The sequence below is a fragment of the Corynebacterium casei LMG S-19264 genome (genome assembly GCF_000550785.1).
GTDB lineage: Bacteria > Actinomycetota > Actinomycetes > Mycobacteriales > Mycobacteriaceae > Corynebacterium > Corynebacterium casei.
In genome coordinates, this window is sequence record NZ_CP004350.1 from 178,111 (window position 1) to 197,613 (window position 19,503).

15 protein-coding genes and 2 pseudogenes are annotated in these 19,503 nt (G+C 56.7%); 10 read left to right on the forward strand and 7 right to left on the reverse strand.

What is annotated here, in order from left to right; genetic code table 11:
* The first annotated feature begins 40 nt into the window (after window positions 1–40).
* The 4 genes and pseudogenes from CCASEI_RS00960 (at window position 41) to CCASEI_RS00975 (ending at window position 7,829) form a co-directional block, all read left to right on the forward strand.
* Window positions 41–5,692, forward strand: coding sequence for a DUF5979 domain-containing protein (locus tag CCASEI_RS00960; RefSeq protein ID WP_006823842.1), 5,652 nt, complete (start codon window positions 41–43; stop codon window positions 5,690–5,692).
* 92 nt (window positions 5,693–5,784) lie between these two features.
* Window positions 5,785–6,499, forward strand: a pseudogene (locus CCASEI_RS00965) (IS6 family transposase).
* A 125-nt stretch (window positions 6,500–6,624) separates the two neighbouring features.
* A pseudogene (locus tag CCASEI_RS00970) lies at window positions 6,625–6,807 on the forward strand (tyramine oxidase subunit B); the annotation flags it as partial.
* A gap of 86 nt (window positions 6,808–6,893) precedes the next feature.
* Window positions 6,894–7,829, forward strand: coding sequence for a Sir2 family NAD-dependent protein deacetylase (locus tag CCASEI_RS00975; RefSeq protein WP_006823841.1), 936 nt, complete (start codon window positions 6,894–6,896; stop codon window positions 7,827–7,829).
* Here CCASEI_RS00975 and CCASEI_RS15265 read toward each other — a convergent pair.
* The 3 genes from CCASEI_RS15265 to CCASEI_RS14925 form a co-directional block, all read right to left on the reverse strand.
* Entirely contained in the window at window positions 7,826–9,079 is a 1,254-nt protein-coding gene (locus tag CCASEI_RS15265; RefSeq protein WP_006823840.1) for an esterase/lipase family protein, read from the reverse strand. The two genes, CCASEI_RS00975 and CCASEI_RS15265, sit on opposite strands and share 4 nt — an antisense overlap.
* Window positions 9,080–9,546: 467 nt before the next feature.
* Window positions 9,547–10,482: a hypothetical protein gene (locus CCASEI_RS00985; RefSeq protein ID WP_025386899.1), complete on the reverse strand. Its 936-nt coding sequence runs from the start codon at window positions 10,480–10,482 to the stop codon at window positions 9,547–9,549.
* Between the two features lie 31 nt (window positions 10,483–10,513).
* Window positions 10,514–10,948 carry a hypothetical protein gene (locus CCASEI_RS14925; protein WP_006823838.1) on the reverse strand — a complete coding sequence of 145 codons (435 nt, stop codon included), beginning with the start codon at window positions 10,946–10,948 and terminating at the stop codon, window positions 10,514–10,516.
* A 94-nt stretch (window positions 10,949–11,042) separates the two neighbouring features.
* On the opposite strand from CCASEI_RS14925, the gene CCASEI_RS00990 reads away from it, so the two are divergent.
* Window positions 11,043–11,576 carry a hypothetical protein gene (locus CCASEI_RS00990; protein ID WP_006823837.1) on the forward strand — a complete coding sequence of 178 codons (534 nt, stop codon included), beginning with the start codon at window positions 11,043–11,045 and terminating at the stop codon, window positions 11,574–11,576.
* Window positions 11,577–11,605: 29 nt separating this feature from the next.
* Here CCASEI_RS00990 and CCASEI_RS00995 read toward each other — a convergent pair whose 3' ends face one another.
* On the reverse strand, window positions 11,606–12,031 hold the full coding sequence (locus tag CCASEI_RS00995) for a hypothetical protein (protein WP_006823836.1): 426 nt from the start codon (window positions 12,029–12,031) through the stop codon (window positions 11,606–11,608).
* Window positions 12,032–12,127: 96 nt separating this feature from the next.
* Here CCASEI_RS00995 and amn point away from each other — a divergent pair, with 96 nt between their 5' ends.
* The 3 genes from amn (at window position 12,128) to CCASEI_RS01010 (ending at window position 15,295) form a co-directional block, all read left to right on the forward strand.
* On the forward strand, window positions 12,128–13,549 hold the full coding sequence (gene amn / locus CCASEI_RS01000) for an AMP nucleosidase (RefSeq protein ID WP_006823835.1): 1,422 nt from the start codon (window positions 12,128–12,130) through the stop codon (window positions 13,547–13,549).
* Window positions 13,550–13,728: 179 nt separating this feature from the next.
* Window positions 13,729–14,394: a biliverdin-producing heme oxygenase gene (locus CCASEI_RS01005; protein WP_006823834.1), complete on the forward strand. Its 666-nt coding sequence runs from the start codon at window positions 13,729–13,731 to the stop codon at window positions 14,392–14,394.
* Between the two features lie 400 nt (window positions 14,395–14,794).
* The gene (locus CCASEI_RS01010; RefSeq protein ID WP_006823833.1) at window positions 14,795–15,295 is read left to right on the forward strand and encodes a ferritin; all 501 of its coding nucleotides are present in this window, start codon (window positions 14,795–14,797) and stop codon (window positions 15,293–15,295) included.
* Window positions 15,296–15,414: 119 nt separating this feature from the next.
* Here the strand turns inward: CCASEI_RS01010 and CCASEI_RS14930 are convergent, their stop codons facing one another.
* Complete coding sequence (locus tag CCASEI_RS14930; RefSeq protein ID WP_155894807.1) at window positions 15,415–15,750, reverse strand: VHS/ENTH/ANTH domain-containing protein; 336 nt, start codon at window positions 15,748–15,750, stop codon at window positions 15,415–15,417.
* Between the two features lie 332 nt (window positions 15,751–16,082).
* On the opposite strand from CCASEI_RS14930, the gene CCASEI_RS01020 reads away from it, so the two are divergent.
* Window positions 16,083–16,682 carry an HAD family hydrolase gene (locus CCASEI_RS01020; RefSeq protein ID WP_006823831.1) on the forward strand — a complete coding sequence of 200 codons (600 nt, stop codon included), beginning with the start codon at window positions 16,083–16,085 and terminating at the stop codon, window positions 16,680–16,682.
* A 31-nt stretch (window positions 16,683–16,713) separates the two neighbouring features.
* On the opposite strand, the gene CCASEI_RS01025 is transcribed toward CCASEI_RS01020, so the two are convergent.
* Together CCASEI_RS01025 and CCASEI_RS01030 are read right to left on the reverse strand one after the other, a co-directional pair.
* Window positions 16,714–18,012, reverse strand: a complete 1,299-nt coding sequence (locus tag CCASEI_RS01025) for an ROK family transcriptional regulator (protein ID WP_006823830.1) — start codon at window positions 18,010–18,012, stop codon at window positions 16,714–16,716.
* Window positions 18,013–18,164: 152 nt separating this feature from the next.
* Window positions 18,165–18,899: an NAD-dependent deacylase gene (locus CCASEI_RS01030; protein ID WP_006823829.1), complete on the reverse strand. Its 735-nt coding sequence runs from the start codon at window positions 18,897–18,899 to the stop codon at window positions 18,165–18,167.
* Between the two features lie 26 nt (window positions 18,900–18,925).
* Between CCASEI_RS01030 and CCASEI_RS01035 the strand changes: the two genes are divergently transcribed.
* On the forward strand, window positions 18,926–19,489 hold the full coding sequence (locus tag CCASEI_RS01035; protein WP_006823828.1) for an LOG family protein: 564 nt from the start codon (window positions 18,926–18,928) through the stop codon (window positions 19,487–19,489).
* The last annotated feature ends 14 nt before the right edge of the window (window positions 19,490–19,503 follow it).

The window sequence follows — 19,503 nt, forward strand, 5'->3', positions numbered from 1 at the left end:
CCACAGCCTTTTCCTACCCTGACTTTTAGAAGGAATGACCGTGATCTCCCCTGACACCATGCCGACGGCACTACAAACATCAGCCAAACGCGTGTTCAGCATCTTCGCCATCGTGGTGCTGCTGCTGACCTTGTTAGTGGTGCCGCCGAAACCATTTGAGGCAGATGCTCAGGTGACCTCTGCTCCGCAGGCCCCGGCGCAGATCGGCACGTGTGGTGCGTCAATAGCCCTGGTATTTGATCTTTCCAGTCATGTCTCTGCTGGCACACTAGAGCAAACCAAGCAGGCAGCGCGAGACTTTGTCACCCAGATGCGGGGTTCGGTTCATCAAATCGGTGTTTATACCTACGCCACTGATGCTCCGGCGCAGGGCAGTCGTAATACTTCCTTGGATCCGGTATCTGTTCGGGATCAAGCGGGAGTGAACCAGCTGCACGCGAAAATCACCGGGTTAACCAAGCCGACGGGCTCAGCGGACGGGGCGAACTGGGATAAGGGTTTGAGACAAGTCTTGGATAGTAGCGTTGATTTCGAAACGGTGTATTTTTTCGCCGGCGGAGCACCAAACCATGACCGTAACGGCTCCAACCGGTGGCTGTTCGGCGATACCACTGAAACCGTTGAGATCGAGAATGCGGTGGAAACAGCCACTGCGCTTAGGCAGGAAGGCACCAGGGTCATCCCCATTGCGGCGGGAAATAATGCCGTGAATGGAACAGTCACCACCTGGACAACGCTGATTGGTCTGAACTGGCTCCCCGACAAGATCAACGTCCCGGTCTTAGGGATGCTCGAACAATTGGCTACTAATCCACAGGAAGTCCTGCGGGCAGTAGGAACCGGCCTCGGATCGGTGCCCGGTCAGATGGTGAACTTTGGCGTCCCCGCATGTGTCCAGGTCAATAAAGAGCTGGTCGATGCCGACGGAGAAGTCCTTTCTCCGGGGCAGGGCTGGCAATTCGATGTAGCACTGGGTAATCCCCCATCTGGAGTGAGGTTGGATAATGCCCAGTTAACCACCTCGGCTCAGGGAAGTGCCTTGACGAAGATTCGCGGTCTCCGATCTGGGGAATCGATATCCGTCACGCTGACTGAGCGGCAGCAGGAATCCTACGAGCTGGTTCCCATCGACGGGAAGCCTGCCCGCTGCACCATCATTCGGCCCGGGGTCCCTGATATCGAGGTCAACCCAGACTCCATCGGAGAAAACGGTGTTCGGGTTAACCTGCAGGCCAGTGACGCTCTTTCCTGTACTTTCAGCAACCGGGAGCTGGTCCCGGTCCACCTCGCCAAAACGGTCAGCGCCTCTCCGCAGGCACTTCTGGAGCAATTACGCGGATACGAATTCGATTTCCGTTATGAGTGCAAGGCCAGAGGCCGGGAGATCGCTTCGGGTGAATTTCCAAACATGCTCGCCGAGCAGTCCGTGATGTTTCCCCAGCGGATCCCCGTAGGGGCGGAATGCACCGTGTGGGAGGTATTCCCACCAGCCGATCCGATCCTGCAGGATCTGCAGACCCAATGGACCGTGACCGGTGGCACCAAGTTGGCCTCCGGGGATAGCTCCCAGGAATTTTCTTTCCGGGTGGACTCACATCCCTCCGTGGACGGGGTCACCATCGGAGTCCACAACTCTTATGTGGCGCAAACTGGTTCGCTGATGATCGACAAAGTCCTTGATGCGGAGTCGGTGCCTGCCAACCAAGTGCCGGGGCAGTTCCCGGTGCGTTACTTCTGTCGCTATATCCCGAATCCCAATGACCGCCCAGAACTCGGAGGCGGGGGCACCAACCCGGCAGATGTCACTTCCGGGTACACCACCGTCTCTGAAGCAGGCGTCGCAATCATCGATGATCTGCCTGTAGGTACGCAGTGCGGTTTCGAGGAAGTCGCCGAGGACGGTTCCACCCCGTCCATCGACGGCTTCACCTTGAACACCACCTGGGCATCTGATGCCTGCCTCGACTACCGGGAAGCCGGTACCGGTATCAGGGAATGCCAGTCCAACTACATCCGCATTCCACAGTCCGGGGAGTTTACCCTGGAAATCCGCAACAGTTACGAACGGCAGATCGGCGCCCTAGGCATCAACGTCAGCCTGGGTGGCGACGCTGCCGACCGAGGTCAGGATCTGAGCTACCTGCTTAATGTGCGGTGTGTCGCCGAGGGGCAGGAGATTTTCTCTCAGACGGGGATTCAGGTGACTCCGGGTTTGACCACCAGGATCACCGGTGTTCCGGTGGGTGCTGACTGCACAGTCACCGAGTCCGGCACCACTGTGCCGGGTGTGGAGGTCACCCAGGCGGCGCCATCGACCGTGGTGGTTTCCGGTGGCAGCGAGACCACCACGGTCGAGGTTCCTTTGACGTTGAGCGCACAGGAGGGAAGCGTGCAGCTGACTTCGCGGCACGACGTTGCCTCCGAGATCGATGACCCGGTGTTTAGAGCAGAACTGCTGCTGGCTGCGGTCCCGGTCAGTGCGCAGTGCTGGGAGCCCGGGGCAGTGACGCCCACCGAATGGGAGGGAACCATCACGGACGGTGGAACTGCTGGCCTGGAGAGTTTCCCGGCAGGCACGATCTGCCAATTCAGCTCGGATTACGTCGCACCCATCGGAGCAGAAGCCCACCTGTCCTTCTCACCCGGCTCGGTTGAGGTAACCGCAGGGGAGACGGCTGATGTAGAACTTGAGGTTCACTTTGATATCGCGACTACCAGACTGGTGCTGCAACACTCCTCGGGGTTGACCGCTGCTATTCCCGATGCTGCCCAGCTTGTTCCTGACAACTACACCTATAACTATCAGTGCTCCGATGACACCATGGGAACGTGGACCTTGGTCTCCGGCGAGACCCGGTATGTAGAGGTCCAGGAGGGCACACAGTGCACCATCACGTTGAACACCACCACTAATCAAGCGGTGGAACGTGCTACGACGTGGACGACACCGGCTGAGCAAGGGCAATCCAGCAGTACCACCGACAACGGTCTGGTGGAAGTGGTGGTGAATATCCCCACTACTGAAGAAAGCGCCACGGTGAATATCGCCCACCGGTACTCACCGGTGATGATTCCCGCAGATATCAGCCTCAATACTGAGTTGCGTTACCCCGATGGAACTTCAGCTGATGATATCCGGGAGGCGGTGCTGGGACAGCAGGGATATCTGATGAGCTACAGCTGTATCCGTAACGATTCTGAGGTGGCCATTGCGTCCCGCGTGCTGGATTCCGGTGAACCGCGGTCTCTGGAACTGCCCGTGGGGGCAGAATGTAACTTCACCGTGGGGGGCGAGGAACTGGTGTCTGCAACGGGACCGGAGACCACCTGGGATGGCACCGGCACGACCACGGATGCGGGTTACACCCTCACCCAGACCCTGTCGCCGCAAAAGGTGCACGCTACCCACGCCTACACAGTGAAGCTGGGTGGCTTCAACCTGAAGAAGAAGGTGGACGGCGAAGGTGTCGCGACGATTGATGGGGACCGCCAATTCGATCTGAACTACCAGTGCATCTTGGGCGGTCAGGTGGTGCAGCCCCGAGTCGAGCGTGGTATCGGTCGTTTCGACCCGGCGACAGCTGTGATGGTCACCGGAATTCCGGTTGGCTCAGAATGCCTGGTCACCGAGGACGCTGGGGTGGCGGCGGAACCGAATGCGGATCTATCCACCCGGTGGATGATTTCTCCTGATGCCACGGGTTGGGACGCTCCGGAACAGGCATGTTCTGACGCCGACAACTGCACCCCCCAGGCGGACAATTTTTCGGCGCTACTGACCATTCGCGATCGAACCATTCCCAATGTGGATGAACTGCTGCCAGATAACGGGCAGAACCTTCCTGAGTTAGACCCTTATTTCCAGGGCACTTTGATCATCTGGAACACCTACGTCTATGACAAGGTGCAGCTGCGTGTGTACAACGACCTGGCAGTGGATGGCCCGGAGCTGGCGGGATCGGAGGAATTCACCTATTCCTACCGCTGCATCGACCCCCGCTATGAGCAGGGCGGAAACATGCCGGACCCCACGATCGTCGGTGTGCTCCGGGTGACTGGAGAAGGTGAAGCCACTGAGCTGATCCCGGACCCGGATAATCCCAACGGGCAGAGCGCCGTGCCCCCGCGCCCGATCCCGGTGGGTTTCGAATGCGAAATTCGGCAGAACATGATTGCCGGTTATGACGCGGCAGTTACCGCTTGGTTTGGTGATGAGCCAGATGATCCCGTCGACCCGACCCTGGCTCATGCGTCCACCACCTGGGTGATGACTGCTGAATTCGTGGATACCGATTACCCGCTGCACATCACCAACAAATATGAGCGCGCTCGTGCCGATCTGCATGTGTCCAGTTCCTATGACACCCAGCGGCCCGGCGACGTATCCGCGTACCTGGTTAACAGCGATGCGCCGGTGAACATCACGTGGCAGTGCTATGACCCGGTGCTGGATACCACTTATGGTGGAACCACCCCGACCCCCGTCGGCGGGGACCCACAGCTAGTAACCTTGGGCGATAACGGCCAGCGGTTGCCTGCTTCCGCAGTGTGTTCGTTCACCGGGCTTTCTGCCCAGGAGCGGATTCCTGAGGACTTTGAGGATCTGGTCCGTACCGCGAGCGTGACGCGCTGGGAAGAAGACCCGGACGAGGGAGAGACCATCCGCCACCTGCAGACCGATGCCTTGAACATTCAGGATGTCAGCTTGACCTCGGTAAATGACACCCATGTTTCTTTCTCCCTTGCTTTCTATGTGCCACAACGCGAGATGGGTATCACACATATCGTGGAAGGAGACGATGATGCGATGGTGGTCCAGGAGGGCGACACCTTCAGCTACAACTACCAATGCGAAATGCGGCTCCTACCGGGGCAGCCGGCACCCTTCGACCGGAACGGAATCTTTGAGCTAGGTCGGGATCAGCAGTGGAGTCAGCTTGCCCCGGCAGGCACCACCTGTACTGTGATGCCCCAGGAGCCTTCCCCGGAGTTGGCGGAACGTATCGAGGAAAACGCGCTCCGCGTGCAGCCGAACTATGGGTACCGCGGTTCCGGCGAAGACAATGGTGAGCTGACCCGGGTGATTCTGGATCAGGAGAACCCGAGCATCATTCTGGGCAACACCCCGGAAGCCGATGAAATTGACCGCGGCGTGGCCCTGGTGTTCCAGAGCTTGTTCCGGGAGGATGGCGAGGTTGCCGTCCAGAAGGAAAACGCCGATGGTACGGCCCTGGAAGGTGCAGCATTCGCCATTTATCCTGCGTCGCCTGATGGAAGCCCCAGTGGTGAAGCAGTAATTGAGGATATGCAGTGGGATCCGGAGTACGCGGACGATCGCTCGCGCTTTATCGCGCGGCTGGTTCCTGGTACCTACTTCCTGGTGGAAACCCGAAGTGGTAACGGAGCGCAGTTGATGCCACAGCCGTGGCGGTTTACCGTCGCCGCCGACCCTGAGCCGGAGATTCTGGGGGATCTGCAGATCAGCCTCAACTCGGAGACTGACCACTCTGGCTTGATAACGATTGAGGAGCCGACAGCGGATGAACCCTGGTTGATCCGCGTCGCCAATATCGCCACCGGTGAACTCCCGCTGACCGGCGGTCGCGGCATCTGGCCGGGCGTTGGGCTGGGCAGCTCGATCCTGCTGCTGGCAGCGGCCTGGTATGCCCACACCAAACGGCGTGAAGATTAACAGGAGGTTGTTGCAGAGAGGGATGTCGGCTTGCTCCCGGTGTTGTTGCAAAGTTGGGGCAGTAGGAAGAGCGACGTGAAATTATCACAGCCATGGGTATCTTCTCCGGTCGTCATTTCCCCGTGACATCATTCTGTGGGCAGTGCGGTGGTACTGCCGCTACGGGGTGAGCTACCGCGATCTGGAGGAAATGATGACTTCAGCGGGGCGTGCCGGTCGATCACACCACGATCTACCGCTGGGTCCAGAAATACGACCCTGAGCTGGACAAGCACACTCGGTGGTACCGGCAGGTACCTGACTGGCAGGCCAGTTCCTGGCGGGTGGATGAGACCTATATCCGGGTCGGCGGCAGGTGGTGCTACCTCTGATCTGGCGATCACCGCCGGTGGCCAGACCCTGGACTTTTACCTCTCTCCGAAGCAGAACGTGGCCGCAGCGAAGCGTTTCCTGGCCAAGGCCCTCAGATCCAATGCGTCAGCCGGGTATCCCAGAGTGATCAACACCGATAAAGCACCGTCTCTAGCCAGGGCAATCGTCGAGTTGAAGTCAGAGGGAATCTGCCTGCTAACAGTGGAATACCGGCAGGTGAAATACCTCAACAACATCCTGGAAGGCGACCATGGTCGGCTGAAGCGGATCCTCGGGCCGAAAGGCGCGTTTAAGAACTTAGACATCTGCATATCGGACGTTGAAAGGGATGGAGGCGATGCACTCCTTGCGGAAAGGGCAAGGCACGATGTTTGACCTCACGGGCAACCGAACCCGGACGCGGTGATCGTCAACCGGGTCTTCGAGACGGCCTAACAACGCCCACACGCAGCGGCCATCAGGGAATGAGAAACTGAGTCTTCGCTGCTCTCCGCCCAACTTTGCAACAGCACCGGTGGGACATGATGAAAGAAGGTAGCTTGCCTGCTGGTGCCCTGCACAATATTGGTGACATTGCTGATGGCAAGGTCCCGGGGCGTATAAACAATGAGCAGATTTTCTGTTTCTCCATCGGTGGTATGCCGGTTGAAGACGTGGCATGGGCTACGGAAGTATATGAAAACGCTAAGGAGAAGGGCATCGGTACCGAGCTCAATCTCTGGGAAGCACCGGCGCTCGCATAATAATAATGGCTGGCGGTGTGCCTGCTTAACAGCCATTGGTTTCTGTCGCTTTCTGGCGCAGAGCTGGCGGCAGTAAACTAATGCCCATGGCCTTCCATGACGCAGCTGTTGAACTGGCTCACCGCTCCGCATTGCGCTCGATTGCGCGGGTGGTCAGTGATACCGCTGTGCCGACGCCGCCGAAGAAGGCTTTAGGGGGCATCGTCAAGCAATTGCGTCTGGGGCCCGCCGTCGTGCTCACCGGGGCGGGTGTGTCCACCGACTCCGGCATCCCGGATTACCGGGGGCCGCAAGGTTCTTTGTCACGGCATCGGCCGATGACTTATCAAGAGTTTCGCTATGACGCGGCCGCCTCACACCGCTATTGGGCGCGTAGCTTTGTGGGCTGGCGGGTGATGAACCAAGCGCAGCCCAACCGCACCCACCATGCGCTGGTGGAATTTGAGCGCGCCGGGCTCATCAACGGCGTGATTACGCAAAATGTGGATGGCCTGCACAAACTAGCCGGAACGCAGTCTTTGGTGCCGCTGCACGGCGATATGGAATCCGTGATGTGCCTGGAATGTGGGCAGGTGGAAGACCGCCGGGCCTTTGATATTCGCCTGGATGAACTCAACCCCGGTTACCTGGATTCGCTGCTGGTCAGCGCCGATATGGTCAATCCGGATGGTGATGTCACCCTTGATGATGCGGCGGTCGCTCGCTTTCGCATGGTTGGCTGCATTCGCTGTGGGTCCAAGCTGCTGAAACCCGATGTGGTCTACTTCGGGGAGTCCGTTCCCACCGCGCGCAAAGAGCATGCATATAAGCTTCTCGATGCCGCCGCGTCCCTTCTTGTCGCCGGTTCCTCGCTGGCAGTGATGAGCGGAATGAGATTCGTGTTGGAAGCCCGCAAACAAGATAAACCAGTGGCCATTATCAACGGTGGCCCGGGCTGCGCCGATACCCGCGCTACTACCTTGTGGCGCACCCAAGTTGGCCCTGCTTTTGATGAACTCTTAGACGCTTTGGATCTGTCTTAATGTGATCCCAGCATGGGGCCAATCTGGCGCAGAATAGTCCGGGCGATGACGCGTACGCGTTTATCCACCGGCAAATCATGATGCAAGACGACTGCGCGGCGGTCGAAGTCTTGGACGTAGATATTGCGCACCGTGCCGGTTTTCACCTTGTGCGGTGCTAAGAAGCAGGATTCTGGCGGTACCACCACCGCATCAGAGCGCGTGACGATGTTGGTATACATCACGCCCTCATCCAAGTCACCGTCACGGTTGACTTCATTGAGGATCTCACTGCCCACAATCTGCTGCGCACCAGCGGGCCCGAAGTAGGCGTCAATGATAGAAGACATCACGTTATCTGCCCGGCGATTAGTCACCAGCGTGGACAAGATTCCGCCCTGTGTCGTGCCGTGATTGGGGGTTCCCATGCACACCAGGTGCTTGACGTACTGCGCACCGCCCAGCTTGCGCATCCAATACCGCGCCACCAGCCCGCCTTGGGAATGGCCAATGACGATGACCTTCTCCGCGCCGGTAGCGTGCATGACCGCTTGGATATAGGCATCAATCTGCGCCGCCGACTCCGGAATCAAACCTGTTGCGCGGGTGCCATAATCAGGCGCGAACACGGCCCAGCCATCCTGGCGTAAGTCTGCGCCGAGCAACTGCCAAATACCCTTGGAATCACACGTTCCGTGAATGAGAATCACCGGCCACGGGCGCTTCGGCGTCAGCTTCGCCGTCCAGTCATCTTCAAAGATTCCGCGCGGTTTCAAACGCGCACCCAACGGCAAAGACTTCACCGGGCTGCCGGAGCCAGCATGCTCCATTCCTTCATCGGAACTAGCCACCCCAACACGGGTGCTGGGACCCTCCGATACCTCATCAGCGCCCGTGTTATCAAAGCTTGCTGCTTTCGATGGATCCGCATGCAACCGCGCAGCAATCTCCGACGCCACCTCATTATGCAATGACACCGCCGGCGCCGTATTTGGCACCCCTAAACGCCGCGGGCTATTACGCCACTCCCGCAGCTCCGCCAGCGCGCTCTCAATCGGCGCAAACGGCCCGTGTGGACCACTCACTTCCGGCTCGCCCGGCAGCTCTCGTGCCTCAGTTTCCTCAGTCGGCCGGGCTATCTCGACATCCGCGGACTCGTCTTTGGACTCCTTAGTGGACGCATCTTCGGAGTCGTCATTGGAGGAGAGGAAGTTCTTGAGGTGGTCGGAGATTACTGCACGAAGTTCGGCTAATGAATCTTGAGCTGGCAAAGGATGGCCTCCCTTTCGTAATGCTCACTGTCATTCTATCGACTTCACCACATTTCGGTGTTTGTGAAAGAGCAAAATATTCGCCGCGCAACGCCGAAGCACACTATTTTCAAAGATTTTTAGAAATATTTTTATTGCTTCTACCTGCGTTTATGGCAACGGGGGTAGTTCTATCGATAAAAAGGTTGATGTTGGGGGTTGACGTTCACGCACAGTGATGTAAAGTAAGCCTTGCCTAATCACGGGCGGCACGATGTAGGAGATGCGCTCCACACCCTGCTTTGTGTCGGAGATTAGTCATGGGGAGAAAGGTCCGTCAGTGCGCAGCTGGCGGGCCTTTCGTTATGTCTAGGCCAGCCCAACCACGCGCTAACGTAGCCTGAATTTTGCTCTGACTTAAGGGTGATTTGACCGGCTAGATGCCCTACACGCAGGCGTGCAGGGCAAGAGTCTAGCGGCTTAGGGTGCTAGCGCTCAACCGGTTGGTAGCCGGAGTTGGTTTCAATGAGCAGCTCGACTTCATCCGGGGACGGGATGATGTCACGCTCAGGTACGTCCTCACAGATTTCTTCCCAACGGTCGAGTTGTTCTTGAGTCCAATCACCACTGTCTTCAATGTGCACGCTGCCCAGGTAGCCGTCATCAACGAAGAATTGGATGGTGAAAGTGAGATCCCCCAGAGCCGTGAAACGGCCGATAACCGGGAAGCGATAGTTGCCGGGTACAAGCCGTGGAATGTGATTGGGCACGTGGAATTGCCCGGCGTTGAAGTCCGGTTCGGCGCCGTTCCAGTGATAAACGCTCGCGGCAGCGAGTTGCTCACGCAATTGCGGTGCACCGAAGTCATCGGTTGCCTCCAGCATTGCGCTTATGATTGCCCGCAGGTTGTCTGGAACCTCATGCAGCGTACGGTTCGGGGCGACGCGCTCGTCCTCTTCCATCGCTTCTTCAAAAGCTTCATTAAAGATGTCTTCGAAGCTGATTCCGCCGTTATCAAAACGGCGTCCTAGCCACCACGCGGCAGCAGAGACAGCACCTTCACCGGTTGCCATCCACAGGCGTGGATGGCGCACGCCCGCGCGTTTGATGCTGTCATGCAAACGGGCATCGAGTTTCTCGCCGACTTCCGCGATTCCGAAAACTGCGCCGGCAGAACCAGTGGTGATGGCGGCCCGCCCAACCGGGCCGACGATATCAAAGTCATCTTCGTTAACTGGGCGAAGGCTCGCATGCATGACCCACGCGGTTAGCCCAGCAATCGCACTGCGGTAAGCCAGCCGGCGACCCGTGGTGAGCTTGCGCGGTTCCACCAGCGCTAGCCCTGTGACTGCCGCTGTAGACACAACACCATGAATAACACTGTTTGGGTTGTTGAGCTCTCGCAAAATTCCTCGAAGTTCCATGCCTTAAAAAATACATGGAGTTTTGGCCCCGCTAACGCAATGAGTTGATATCAATGTGCCCGGGTAAATTTTGCCCCGGTAGTTGAACTGGACTTAACCCAGCATTTTGGCGAATCTCACTGGTAGAAAACACATAACGCGAAAAGCCTGGCTTGACGTGGACACCGGGAAAATGCGAGTTGAGTAGTTTCACTATTGCGTAACCTTCGCTGTACCAGGCCCACACATCAAATGATTCTGCCCAGCTTGGACGATCATCAAAAGTCTTGCCGTAATCCCGAAATCTGTTGTGAAACTCATTGGTCCACCGAAGAATTCTTTGGCTATCGGAGTCATTGATACCAAGTTCTTGCGGGAGGACATATGGATTCCGAGTCTTCTCCATTACTAGTTCCGGCGAAGGCCACAGGGAACTGGGATGCCCGTGGTCTGGATAGATACGGATGGTTGGCACATTCTCGGACACAAATTCCAGAGTACTTAGCGCGCGTTCTGCAGTGTGGTGCGTTAGTCTAGAGGCGAATTGCAACGGACTGGACTGCGAGAGGAAGAAAGAGCCCATGATTGGTGTAGCAATCATTGTCGCTGAGATTCTCTTCTGGGTATTCCTGCTTGGAGGACTATTTCTACGCTACGGACTGGGGTGGAAAAAGATTGGCATTTTCCTGCTGGTTCTCACACCCGTTGTAGACCTGGTGCTGATAGCGCTGACTTACAGTGATTTAAGCAGCGGTCGAGACTCATCATTCTTCCATGGTCTTTCGGCCTTCTATGTTGGCTTCTCCATCATTTTTGGCCACGATGTCATCACCGCAATGGATAAGAAATTCCAGCACCGCTTTCACAACAACGGGTTCGACGACGGCGGCGAGGAAATCCATAGCGGCGCGGGGAACTACCAAGAGCAATTGGAGTTGTGGAAGAAGAGCTGGACTGCGTGCGCTGTCTCCCTCATCTTGCTCGGCATCGGAATTGTAATAGTCGGGCTAGCCGGAGCCTTCTGGCTCATCTACTGGGCCATTGCGCTTCTTTCCATTCCACTGCTGTGGTGGTTTATCGGCCCGGCAAGGGCTAGGGCTACGTCGCGAAAATAGGTCACAGCCTATTTCTGGGCAAATAGATCTTAATATTTGTGCTTTTTACCTGATTCGGAATTAAGCCAACCTGCAATAAACAACGGCAGCGTCTGGATGATTGCCACCACCGTGGTCATCCAGGCGCTGGTGTCATGTTCTGCCGGCCGGACCCAAAACCACACGGTGAATACCGAGGTCACGAGGAAGAAAACCAGGCAATAGATATAAGTCCTTCTCACCCGCGCATTGCCAGAAACAGACTTTCTGAAATTCCAGGAGTGAAGCGCTGTCAGCACTGCGAATATGGCGACCCCGACAAAGAGAATAATCCCGCCCCACTCCATGTTGACGGTCTGATACGACACCGCGGCCCACACCGCCAGTAGCAGCCCATAAGAAATGAAGAACAGTGGAACTGATTGCCCGCCTTTTCCAGAGCCTTCCCGCGGCGTTGATGCACTTGTTGTTGCCATTGCTGAATCCTTCCCCCGATGGTGAGTTCCTTTAATGAAGACTGTCTCCAATGTATCGCAGGGCGCGGGGTGGGCGAGGTAGCTAGGATTGCCCCTATGAGTGATTTGCAGCATGCGCACACGGTAGATGAAGCCATTGATCGACTAGTTGAGCTGTATGAATCATCGTGTCAGCTGGCACGAAAGTCTCTGGAAACCGGTGACTATGACTCATACCGGCACGTGGTTTATCCCAAGATTGTGGTTGATGTCCGCGAATGGCGTCCGATTGATCGTTCCCAACCATTCGGATACGTCGATGAATCAGGACGCTACAGCGCGACACTGTCCAAGCCATACATCATTCGGGACTATCTGCATGAGCAGCTCACGCGGCTGACTGAGAACTATCCCTGTGACATCTATGTCGGGCAGTCATCGGTACGCATCCCGCCGGAATACATCCGCAATGTTGGTGATGTTTCTGAGGCGCGCCGGGCTGGCGATGTCGCTGATGCCATCCCGCGCCCGACTCTCGATGAAGTCCATGACGCAATCATTGATGGTGATTGGGACGCTTTCCATGGCGAGGAAAAGCCACTGTTTCACTTCGGCCCGCAGCGCTTCGACATCGCGTGTGCGCGAATTGAGCACTACACGGGCGTGGAAGTGGACACGGTGCAAAAGTTCATTCTGTTTACCAACTACGCCATGCACACCACAGAATTCGTGCGCTTTGGCCTTAGCCAGCTCACCCAAGAAGACTCCCGCTACACCGCGCTGGTTCTTCCCAACGGGGAGACGCTGCATTCCGATGACGCCGTCAACGTCGACTACGAACAGCTGACTTTGACTTCACGTTTTCAAATGCCACGCTTCGACTTGGTCACCGCAGCAGGTGATGGCATCACGATGCTCAATATCGGCGTCGGGCCATCCAACGCGAAGACAATCACGGACTGTCTCGCGGTGCTGCGCCCCGAAGCCTGGATCATGATTGGCCACTGCGCCGGCATGGACGGACGCATGCGCATGGGGGACTTGATCCTCGGCAACGCGTACCAGCGCGAAGACAACCTGCTCGACGGCCATGTTGGATCACGCAATCCGATCCCGGCGATTCCGGAAGTCCAGCGCATGCTGGAACTATCAGTCGATGAAATCTATGGCAAAGACAAAACCCTCATGCGTACCGGCACGGTGTTATCCACCGATGATCGCAACTGGGAGTGGCGTACTAGTAGGCAGCTGTGGGAGTGGCTGCGGGCATCGACAGCCGTAGCGGTAGACATGGAATCCTGCACCATCGCGGCAAACGGCTACCGCTACCGCGTTCCCTACGGCACCTTGCTGTCTGTATCCGACCTCCCGCTGCATGCTGTGCCCAAATTGCCGGCCCAAGCCCAAGCTTTTTATTCGAACTCTAAAGAGGCGCACGTGATGTGTGCGGTGCGCACCGTCGAGCAATTAGCGGACAATCCGCAGCGGCTGCATACCCGCAAGTTACGCCGCACAATTGGGGAAGTTCCCTTCCGTTAAAAAGCCTGCGAACAGCGGTGGAATCGCAGTCAACCTAATGGTTGTTACCCAAGAGGGTGCTACTTTCGGATGAAATCCCTGAACCCCCGTTGCGTTTTAGGTAACCCTAACCTTATGGTTAGGGCACTTATGATGACGGCTGTCTCGAGCACTCGGGGCAACACAAAGGAGAATTTGCCATGACAGTAGCTACTTCCCAGCCACTTTCAAAAGCGCTTCGAGAGGCTACCGCCACGGCGCACGATGATGCCGAGGGTTCGGACTTTATGGAGCAGCTGCTGAGCGGAAAGCTCAGCATCGACGCAGTTGCGGAATTTACCGGCCAGCTGTGGTTTGTTTATGAAGCGCTCGAGCGCGCAGTGCGCGGAATTGCAGATGTTCCACTGGCAGCGTCCATCGTCGACCGTCGCCTGGAGCGTCAGGCTGCGTTGGAAGCTGACCTGGCTGGAATGTACGGCGCTAACTGGCGCGATAAGATTCGTATTCTTCCTGCAACCATGAAGTACGTCTCCCGTCTGGAGGAGATCACCGGTACCGGTGACCCTGTTCCAGTGATTGCGCACCACTACGTGCGCTACCTCGGTGACGTTTCCGGCGGTCAGGTTATCGCGGCGCGTCTGGGCACTTACTACGGCATTGACTCGGAGTCTTTGAACTTCTACGACTTCACCGCAATCGGTAAGATTCCTCCATACCGCAACGATTACCGGGAGGCGCTGGATGAGTTGGAGCTGAATGAGCAGCAGCGTGAGCTTCTGTTGACCGAGGCGCAGGCGGCTTTCCGCTTCAACTCCGGTGTCTTTGCAGACCTGGGCAAGAACTACAACGTGGAAGCGGCAGAGTAGCTTGTCGATGCACGTGTGAAACGTGAAAAATTCAATTCAATAGATGGCCCGTAGCCGACCAACTGGTGACACTGCGGGCCATTTTTTAACCCCGGAAAGGGGGGACTAATAGTTTGGTGAAATCGTTGTAAAGTAAATCCTATTAAATTCGCGTGTTTGAAAACGTTTGATGCGCAGGGATTATGAGTTAGTAACCTTAGGGTTTCCATATTTTGGGTGGGCTTACCTACGTGGCGCACTAACTGCAATCCGTTTAACCTTGGAACACGAACGCAGCGCACGAAATGTTCGAATAAGTTGAGAGCATGATGGCTGCGCGGTAGGCGCACAAAAAGTGCCTGCAACACTCGAATTTCAGAAATTGAAGTTGAAGAAGAAGTACGAAGGAAGAGGAATAATCATGGATGAGAAGCTCGTAACCGCAATTAACAACCAGGTCACCAATGAGCACCAGGCTGCAATGATCTACACCCAGCTGGGCTACGAAATGGATGACTTGTCCTTCCCAGGTATGCGTGACTGGTTCATGGCTCAGGCTGAAGAAGAGCGTGAGCACGCTCAGAAGTTTGCAGAGCACCTGCTTGCACGCGGCTACCGCGTTGAGCTCGGTGACATCACCATGCCAGCAATCAAGGCTCCAACCCCATTGGACGCTTTCGAGGCTGCATACGCTCACGAGCAGAAGGTCTCCGAGGACATTCGCGAGATCGTCCGCATCGCTGATGAGGTTAAGGACCTGGACTCCCGTTCCATCCTGAACTGGTTCATGAACGAGCAGATTGAGGAAGAGGACACAGTTTCCGAAATCATCGACCAGGTCAAGCTGGTTGGCAACGACGGCTCTGGCCTGCTGCGCATCGACCGCGCCCTGTCTTCCCGCCAGCCTGCAATCGACGCCTAGTCGCCGCTGTTGGCCTTTAATGCCAACAGCCTATGCCGAGGTGTGAGGCCACTTCTGTGAGAAGTAGGCCACTGTAGAAATAACATCTCGGTATAGATCTGGGATTCTTCTTTCATTTTTCAAATGAATGGTGGGAGAATACTTGCTATGTCACCAAAGCAAAAGTTCGCGTTTTGTGCATTTCTTATAAGTTTAGGATTTGCCATGATGTGTGGAATCACCCTCATGGCCACACACGTAGCTTTAGGGACTTTTCTTTTTGCTTTCGCACTTATGCTCTCCCCACTCGCCGCAATCTTCATGTTGCTGGCTAGCTGGTTTATGAGGTCCAGTGCAATATCGAGGGCCCTGTTTGGGCTCAGCGGAACACTGGTGGTGACCTCCCTGGCATTTTCTATTTTCACTCCCTTCGGCACGCTGCCTGGTATAAGCATTCCAGTGTTCATGGCTGGCACAGCCGTCGGTGTAGGCGCTGTCTTGATGGTCAGCCCTTATGCCAGGTTTGATGGTCCCTTCAGATATCTTCGGCCCGGTTCCGGTTCCGCGGTTACTACAACAACAAGTAGCAACCAGATGGTCGGAAGCAGATAGTCAGGCCTCCGCCGGGTTTTGAAACCAGATATTTCAGCTGACCGCGTAGATGACATTCTGCGCGGTCAGCTTCGTTTTCTCTCACATGCGAATTGCCTTGTCCGAACAACTCGCCACAGATTTTGTGACAAATCATTAAACTAGGCCGGAGTAAATGTGCAGTGTTGCAGTGTTAAGGACTGGTTAGAATCTAAACATGAGTACGAGAGTGTTGTTTGACCTCTATGGGGTCTTTCTCACGAGGGGAGTAGAGGACTCTCTGGCGCAGCTTACTGATGTGGTTAATGCTGACGCTGCTCGACAATTCCACCAGGCTTATCTGGAGCTGCGGCCCGAATTAGAGGCCGGAAAAATCAGTGATGAGCGCTGGTGGCAGCAGCTCGCGCTGCGCTCCGGGGTGAACAATGGTGAAATTCCGGAAATCGCCCGCGCGCTGGATTCTACATTCGAGCTCAACTCCGAAGGCCTGGATATGGCCATGGCTGTTATTGATGCCGGCTATGTCACCGGTGTCTTCGCCAACATCTCCCCAGGGCTGGCGCAGATGGTACGGGAGCGGTTTGAATGGCTCGATGAATTCGCGGCGGTTATTTTCAGCTGCGATATCGGTGTGTGCAAGCCGTACGCAGAGGCTTTCGATGTCGCCGCGGAAGCCCTCGGCGCAGCGCCCAAAGACACCGTCATTTTTGACCCCAACGAAGAATTCGTCGAGGCCGCCAAGGCCGCCGGCCTGCAGGCGTACGTTTACCAGTCACCGCAGCAAGTACTCGCGGTGCTGGACAATCTCAAACCTTAAGGGGCTAGCTGGCTACCCGGTGAAGTTCTCTTCAACTGCGCAGTGATGCGCGGCGGCGCGGTGCCGCCGATTCCAGCGGGGAGCCATTGGGCTGCAGGGTCAGCGGAACACGCAGCAGCGGATCGAGAGCCGCAGCGCGGGCGATGGCTCGCACAATTTCGCGGTGGGTTGGAATCAAGCGCAGCTGCAGCTCATGCACGCCGTCATTGCGTGAGGAGTCCTCCGCATTTTCATCGGCATAAACGGAATCCGCCAAGTTAGATGCAGCATCATCGCTTGCGTATTGACCCTCGGCGCTGTGCTCGGCACGACGCTCAGCGATGAGCTGGCGAACAGATGCAGCAAAGATCTGCGCAGCGTTCGGGTCATCAATAAACGCAGAACCCGCCAAGACAACGGTGACCGGGTTATGCGCGATGACCAGGTCGGCGGCGATGGAGCCGAGCAACCGTGCACGCTCGTCCAAGATTTCGCGCGCCGTGGCATTGTTCTCCGCCAGGTTTGCTGCCTCCGCAAGGCTGCTGGCGTGAACATCATTGACCGCCAAAGCGCCCAGCACTGCCTGGGTGGCAACGTTGTCCTCCGAAGAAGCATCCTGCAGGTTGAGCAGCTTCGAAGAAATGGTTGGCAGCGGAACCAGCTGGGTCACGCCGTCCTCGGTGGATAATGCCGCGCCTGTGGAGTCATCGGCGAACAAAACCAGCACGTTTCCGGTCTTATCCAGGTCAGCGCTTTGGGTCTCCGAGCCCAAGATGGCAGGAATAGCCGAAGACACCACAACTGGAACGTTGAACTGGTAACGCAGGTGGGCGGCAATATCGACTCCTTCCCAGCCCAAGTTGGACGCCCACACCAAGCCGTCTTCATCCACAGCGCCAGAAGTGGTGACACCAACAGAAACCAAGGTGCGGGCGGTACCCGTGGTCAGACGGTTAACACCAGCCATGATGTGCTCAATGAAATCGAACTCGCTCAGGTGCGCGACAGGGGTGGAGATGTCATCTTCGCGCAAGGTGCGGCCCGTGGTGTCAAACAGCGCGATGTGCGTCTGCGAGGTGCCAATGGCAATACCCGCCAACATCCAATTGCTGTCCGCGACTTCCAAAGGAACCGTCGGACGACCGCGCCCACGGGTGCGCGTTAAGTCAGTGCGCTCCTGCACCAGACCAGCCTCTAGTAGCGCGGCGGTGGCTCTGGTGATAGTGGGTTGGGACAGCCCGGTGGCCTCCACAAGTTCACTGCGCGTAATGATGGGATTGAGTCGCACCAAATGCAAGCAACGCGCAGCAGGGGTTTGTGGAGGTGTAAATACTGGGCCGGGCTTAATCATGAAGACATACTAACCTGCCTAGACCGCATTGTCTAATACCCCCGACCGAGCTGTCTACAGAAATTCAATTTTTACCCATTCAACAGGATGAACACCTGACAAAAGTCAAGTAGACAGAGAGGTTCAGAATTGCTATAAAACCGCTGGTTTCTTTAGGGAAATAGAATCTCTGGCAGGGAATATACAGCTTTGTTTGTAATATGCACCGTCGCCAAATCACTCAGATCGGTGCGCTGTGGAGATACCTCAATAATGGGGATCTTTGCCCGGTGTGCAATCGTAGGTAACCCCGCCGCCGGCCACACTGAACCCGACGTTCCAACGATGACAACCGCATCCGCAGCCGACATATATTCTTCCGCCTTCTCCCACTGATCTTGCGGCAAAGATTCCCCGAACCACACCACGCCCGGACGAATCAGTCCCGAACACTTCTCACATTCCGGTGGCGCAAGCCGCGGTGTCGGAGACTCCGGAAGCTCAATCTCGCGGGAGTAGGGGGTGTGGCAGGAGGAGCATCGAAAAGCAAAAAGCGAACCGTGTAAATGAGCAACCTCTCCGCTGCCGGCGCGCTCATGTAAATCATCAATATTTTGCGTCGTCACCGTCACCTTGCCGGAATGCTTTGCGATGGCTTCGTGCCCAGCATGTGGCACCGCCCGCCGTGCAAGCCGTGCGCGCCACAAATACCACGCCCACATCGGCTCCGGATCGCGCTGCCACGCCTCAACCGAAGCCATATCCTGCGGGTTGACCTTCTCCCACAAACCCGTCCGCGCATCCCGGAACGTATCCAGCCCGGAATCAGCAGACATGCCAGCGCCAGTGAAAAAGTGCACGTGGGAGGCGTCATGAATGATCTCACGTGCTTGAGCCACGGTATCCATGCGCCCAAGCTTATATGCTGAAACGTATGAAATCAGTCGCTATTTATTGTGGATCCTCGCTGGGTAATTCACCGCGCTTTGCACAGGTTGCGCAGGGTACGGGCGCAGAGCTCGCGCGCCGGGGGCTGCGCGTTGTGTATGGCGGCGGCAATGTTGGCCTGATGGGCACGGTTGCCGATGCCGCGCTGGACGCTGGCGGGGAAGTAGTCGGCGTGATTCCACGGCAATTGATTAATAGGGAAATGGCGCACACGGGGCTGACTCACCTGGAAGTTGTGGACACCATGGCGCAGCGCAAGACCCGCATGGAAGAACTTGCCGATGCCTTCGTGTGCCTGCCCGGCGGCGTGGGCACCTTGGAAGAAGTCGTGGAAGTGCTCACCATGCAGCAGCTTGGGCACGTGAACGGCCCAGTCGGACTGGTCAACGTGGACGGGTTTTGGGAGCCATTCATGCAGACCTTGCGGTCGATGGCGGCCTGCGGTTTTGTGCAAACCCGCTACATTGATGCCATAGCGTTATCTTCCGACCCAGCAGCCATTTTGGATAAATTCGCAGGTTGGACCCCCATCGGCGCGAAATGGGCCTAAAGTTGTGCGGCGCG

What these genes read in the sequence shown, in the direction of transcription:
- CCASEI_RS00975 (WP_006823841.1), top strand. Translation starts at nt 6,894, where the DNA reads ATGGCCTTCCATGACGCAGCTGTTGAACTGGCTCACCGCTCCGCATTG.
- CCASEI_RS00985 (WP_025386899.1), bottom strand. Translation starts at nt 10,482, where the DNA reads ATGGAACTTCGAGGAATTTTGCGAGAGCTCAACAACCCAAACAGTGTT.
- CCASEI_RS00990 (WP_006823837.1), top strand. Translation starts at nt 11,043, where the DNA reads ATGATTGGTGTAGCAATCATTGTCGCTGAGATTCTCTTCTGGGTATTC.
- CCASEI_RS00995 (WP_006823836.1), bottom strand. Translation starts at nt 12,031, where the DNA reads ATGGCAACAACAAGTGCATCAACGCCGCGGGAAGGCTCTGGAAAAGGC.
- amn (WP_006823835.1), top strand. Translation starts at nt 12,128, where the DNA reads ATGAGTGATTTGCAGCATGCGCACACGGTAGATGAAGCCATTGATCGA.
- CCASEI_RS01005 (WP_006823834.1), top strand. Translation starts at nt 13,729, where the DNA reads ATGACAGTAGCTACTTCCCAGCCACTTTCAAAAGCGCTTCGAGAGGCT.
- CCASEI_RS01010 (WP_006823833.1), top strand. Translation starts at nt 14,795, where the DNA reads ATGGATGAGAAGCTCGTAACCGCAATTAACAACCAGGTCACCAATGAG.
- CCASEI_RS01020 (WP_006823831.1), top strand. Translation starts at nt 16,083, where the DNA reads ATGAGTACGAGAGTGTTGTTTGACCTCTATGGGGTCTTTCTCACGAGG.
- CCASEI_RS01025 (WP_006823830.1), bottom strand. Translation starts at nt 18,012, where the DNA reads ATGATTAAGCCCGGCCCAGTATTTACACCTCCACAAACCCCTGCTGCG.
- CCASEI_RS01030 (WP_006823829.1), bottom strand. Translation starts at nt 18,899, where the DNA reads ATGGATACCGTGGCTCAAGCACGTGAGATCATTCATGACGCCTCCCAC.
- CCASEI_RS01035 (WP_006823828.1), top strand. Translation starts at nt 18,926, where the DNA reads ATGAAATCAGTCGCTATTTATTGTGGATCCTCGCTGGGTAATTCACCG.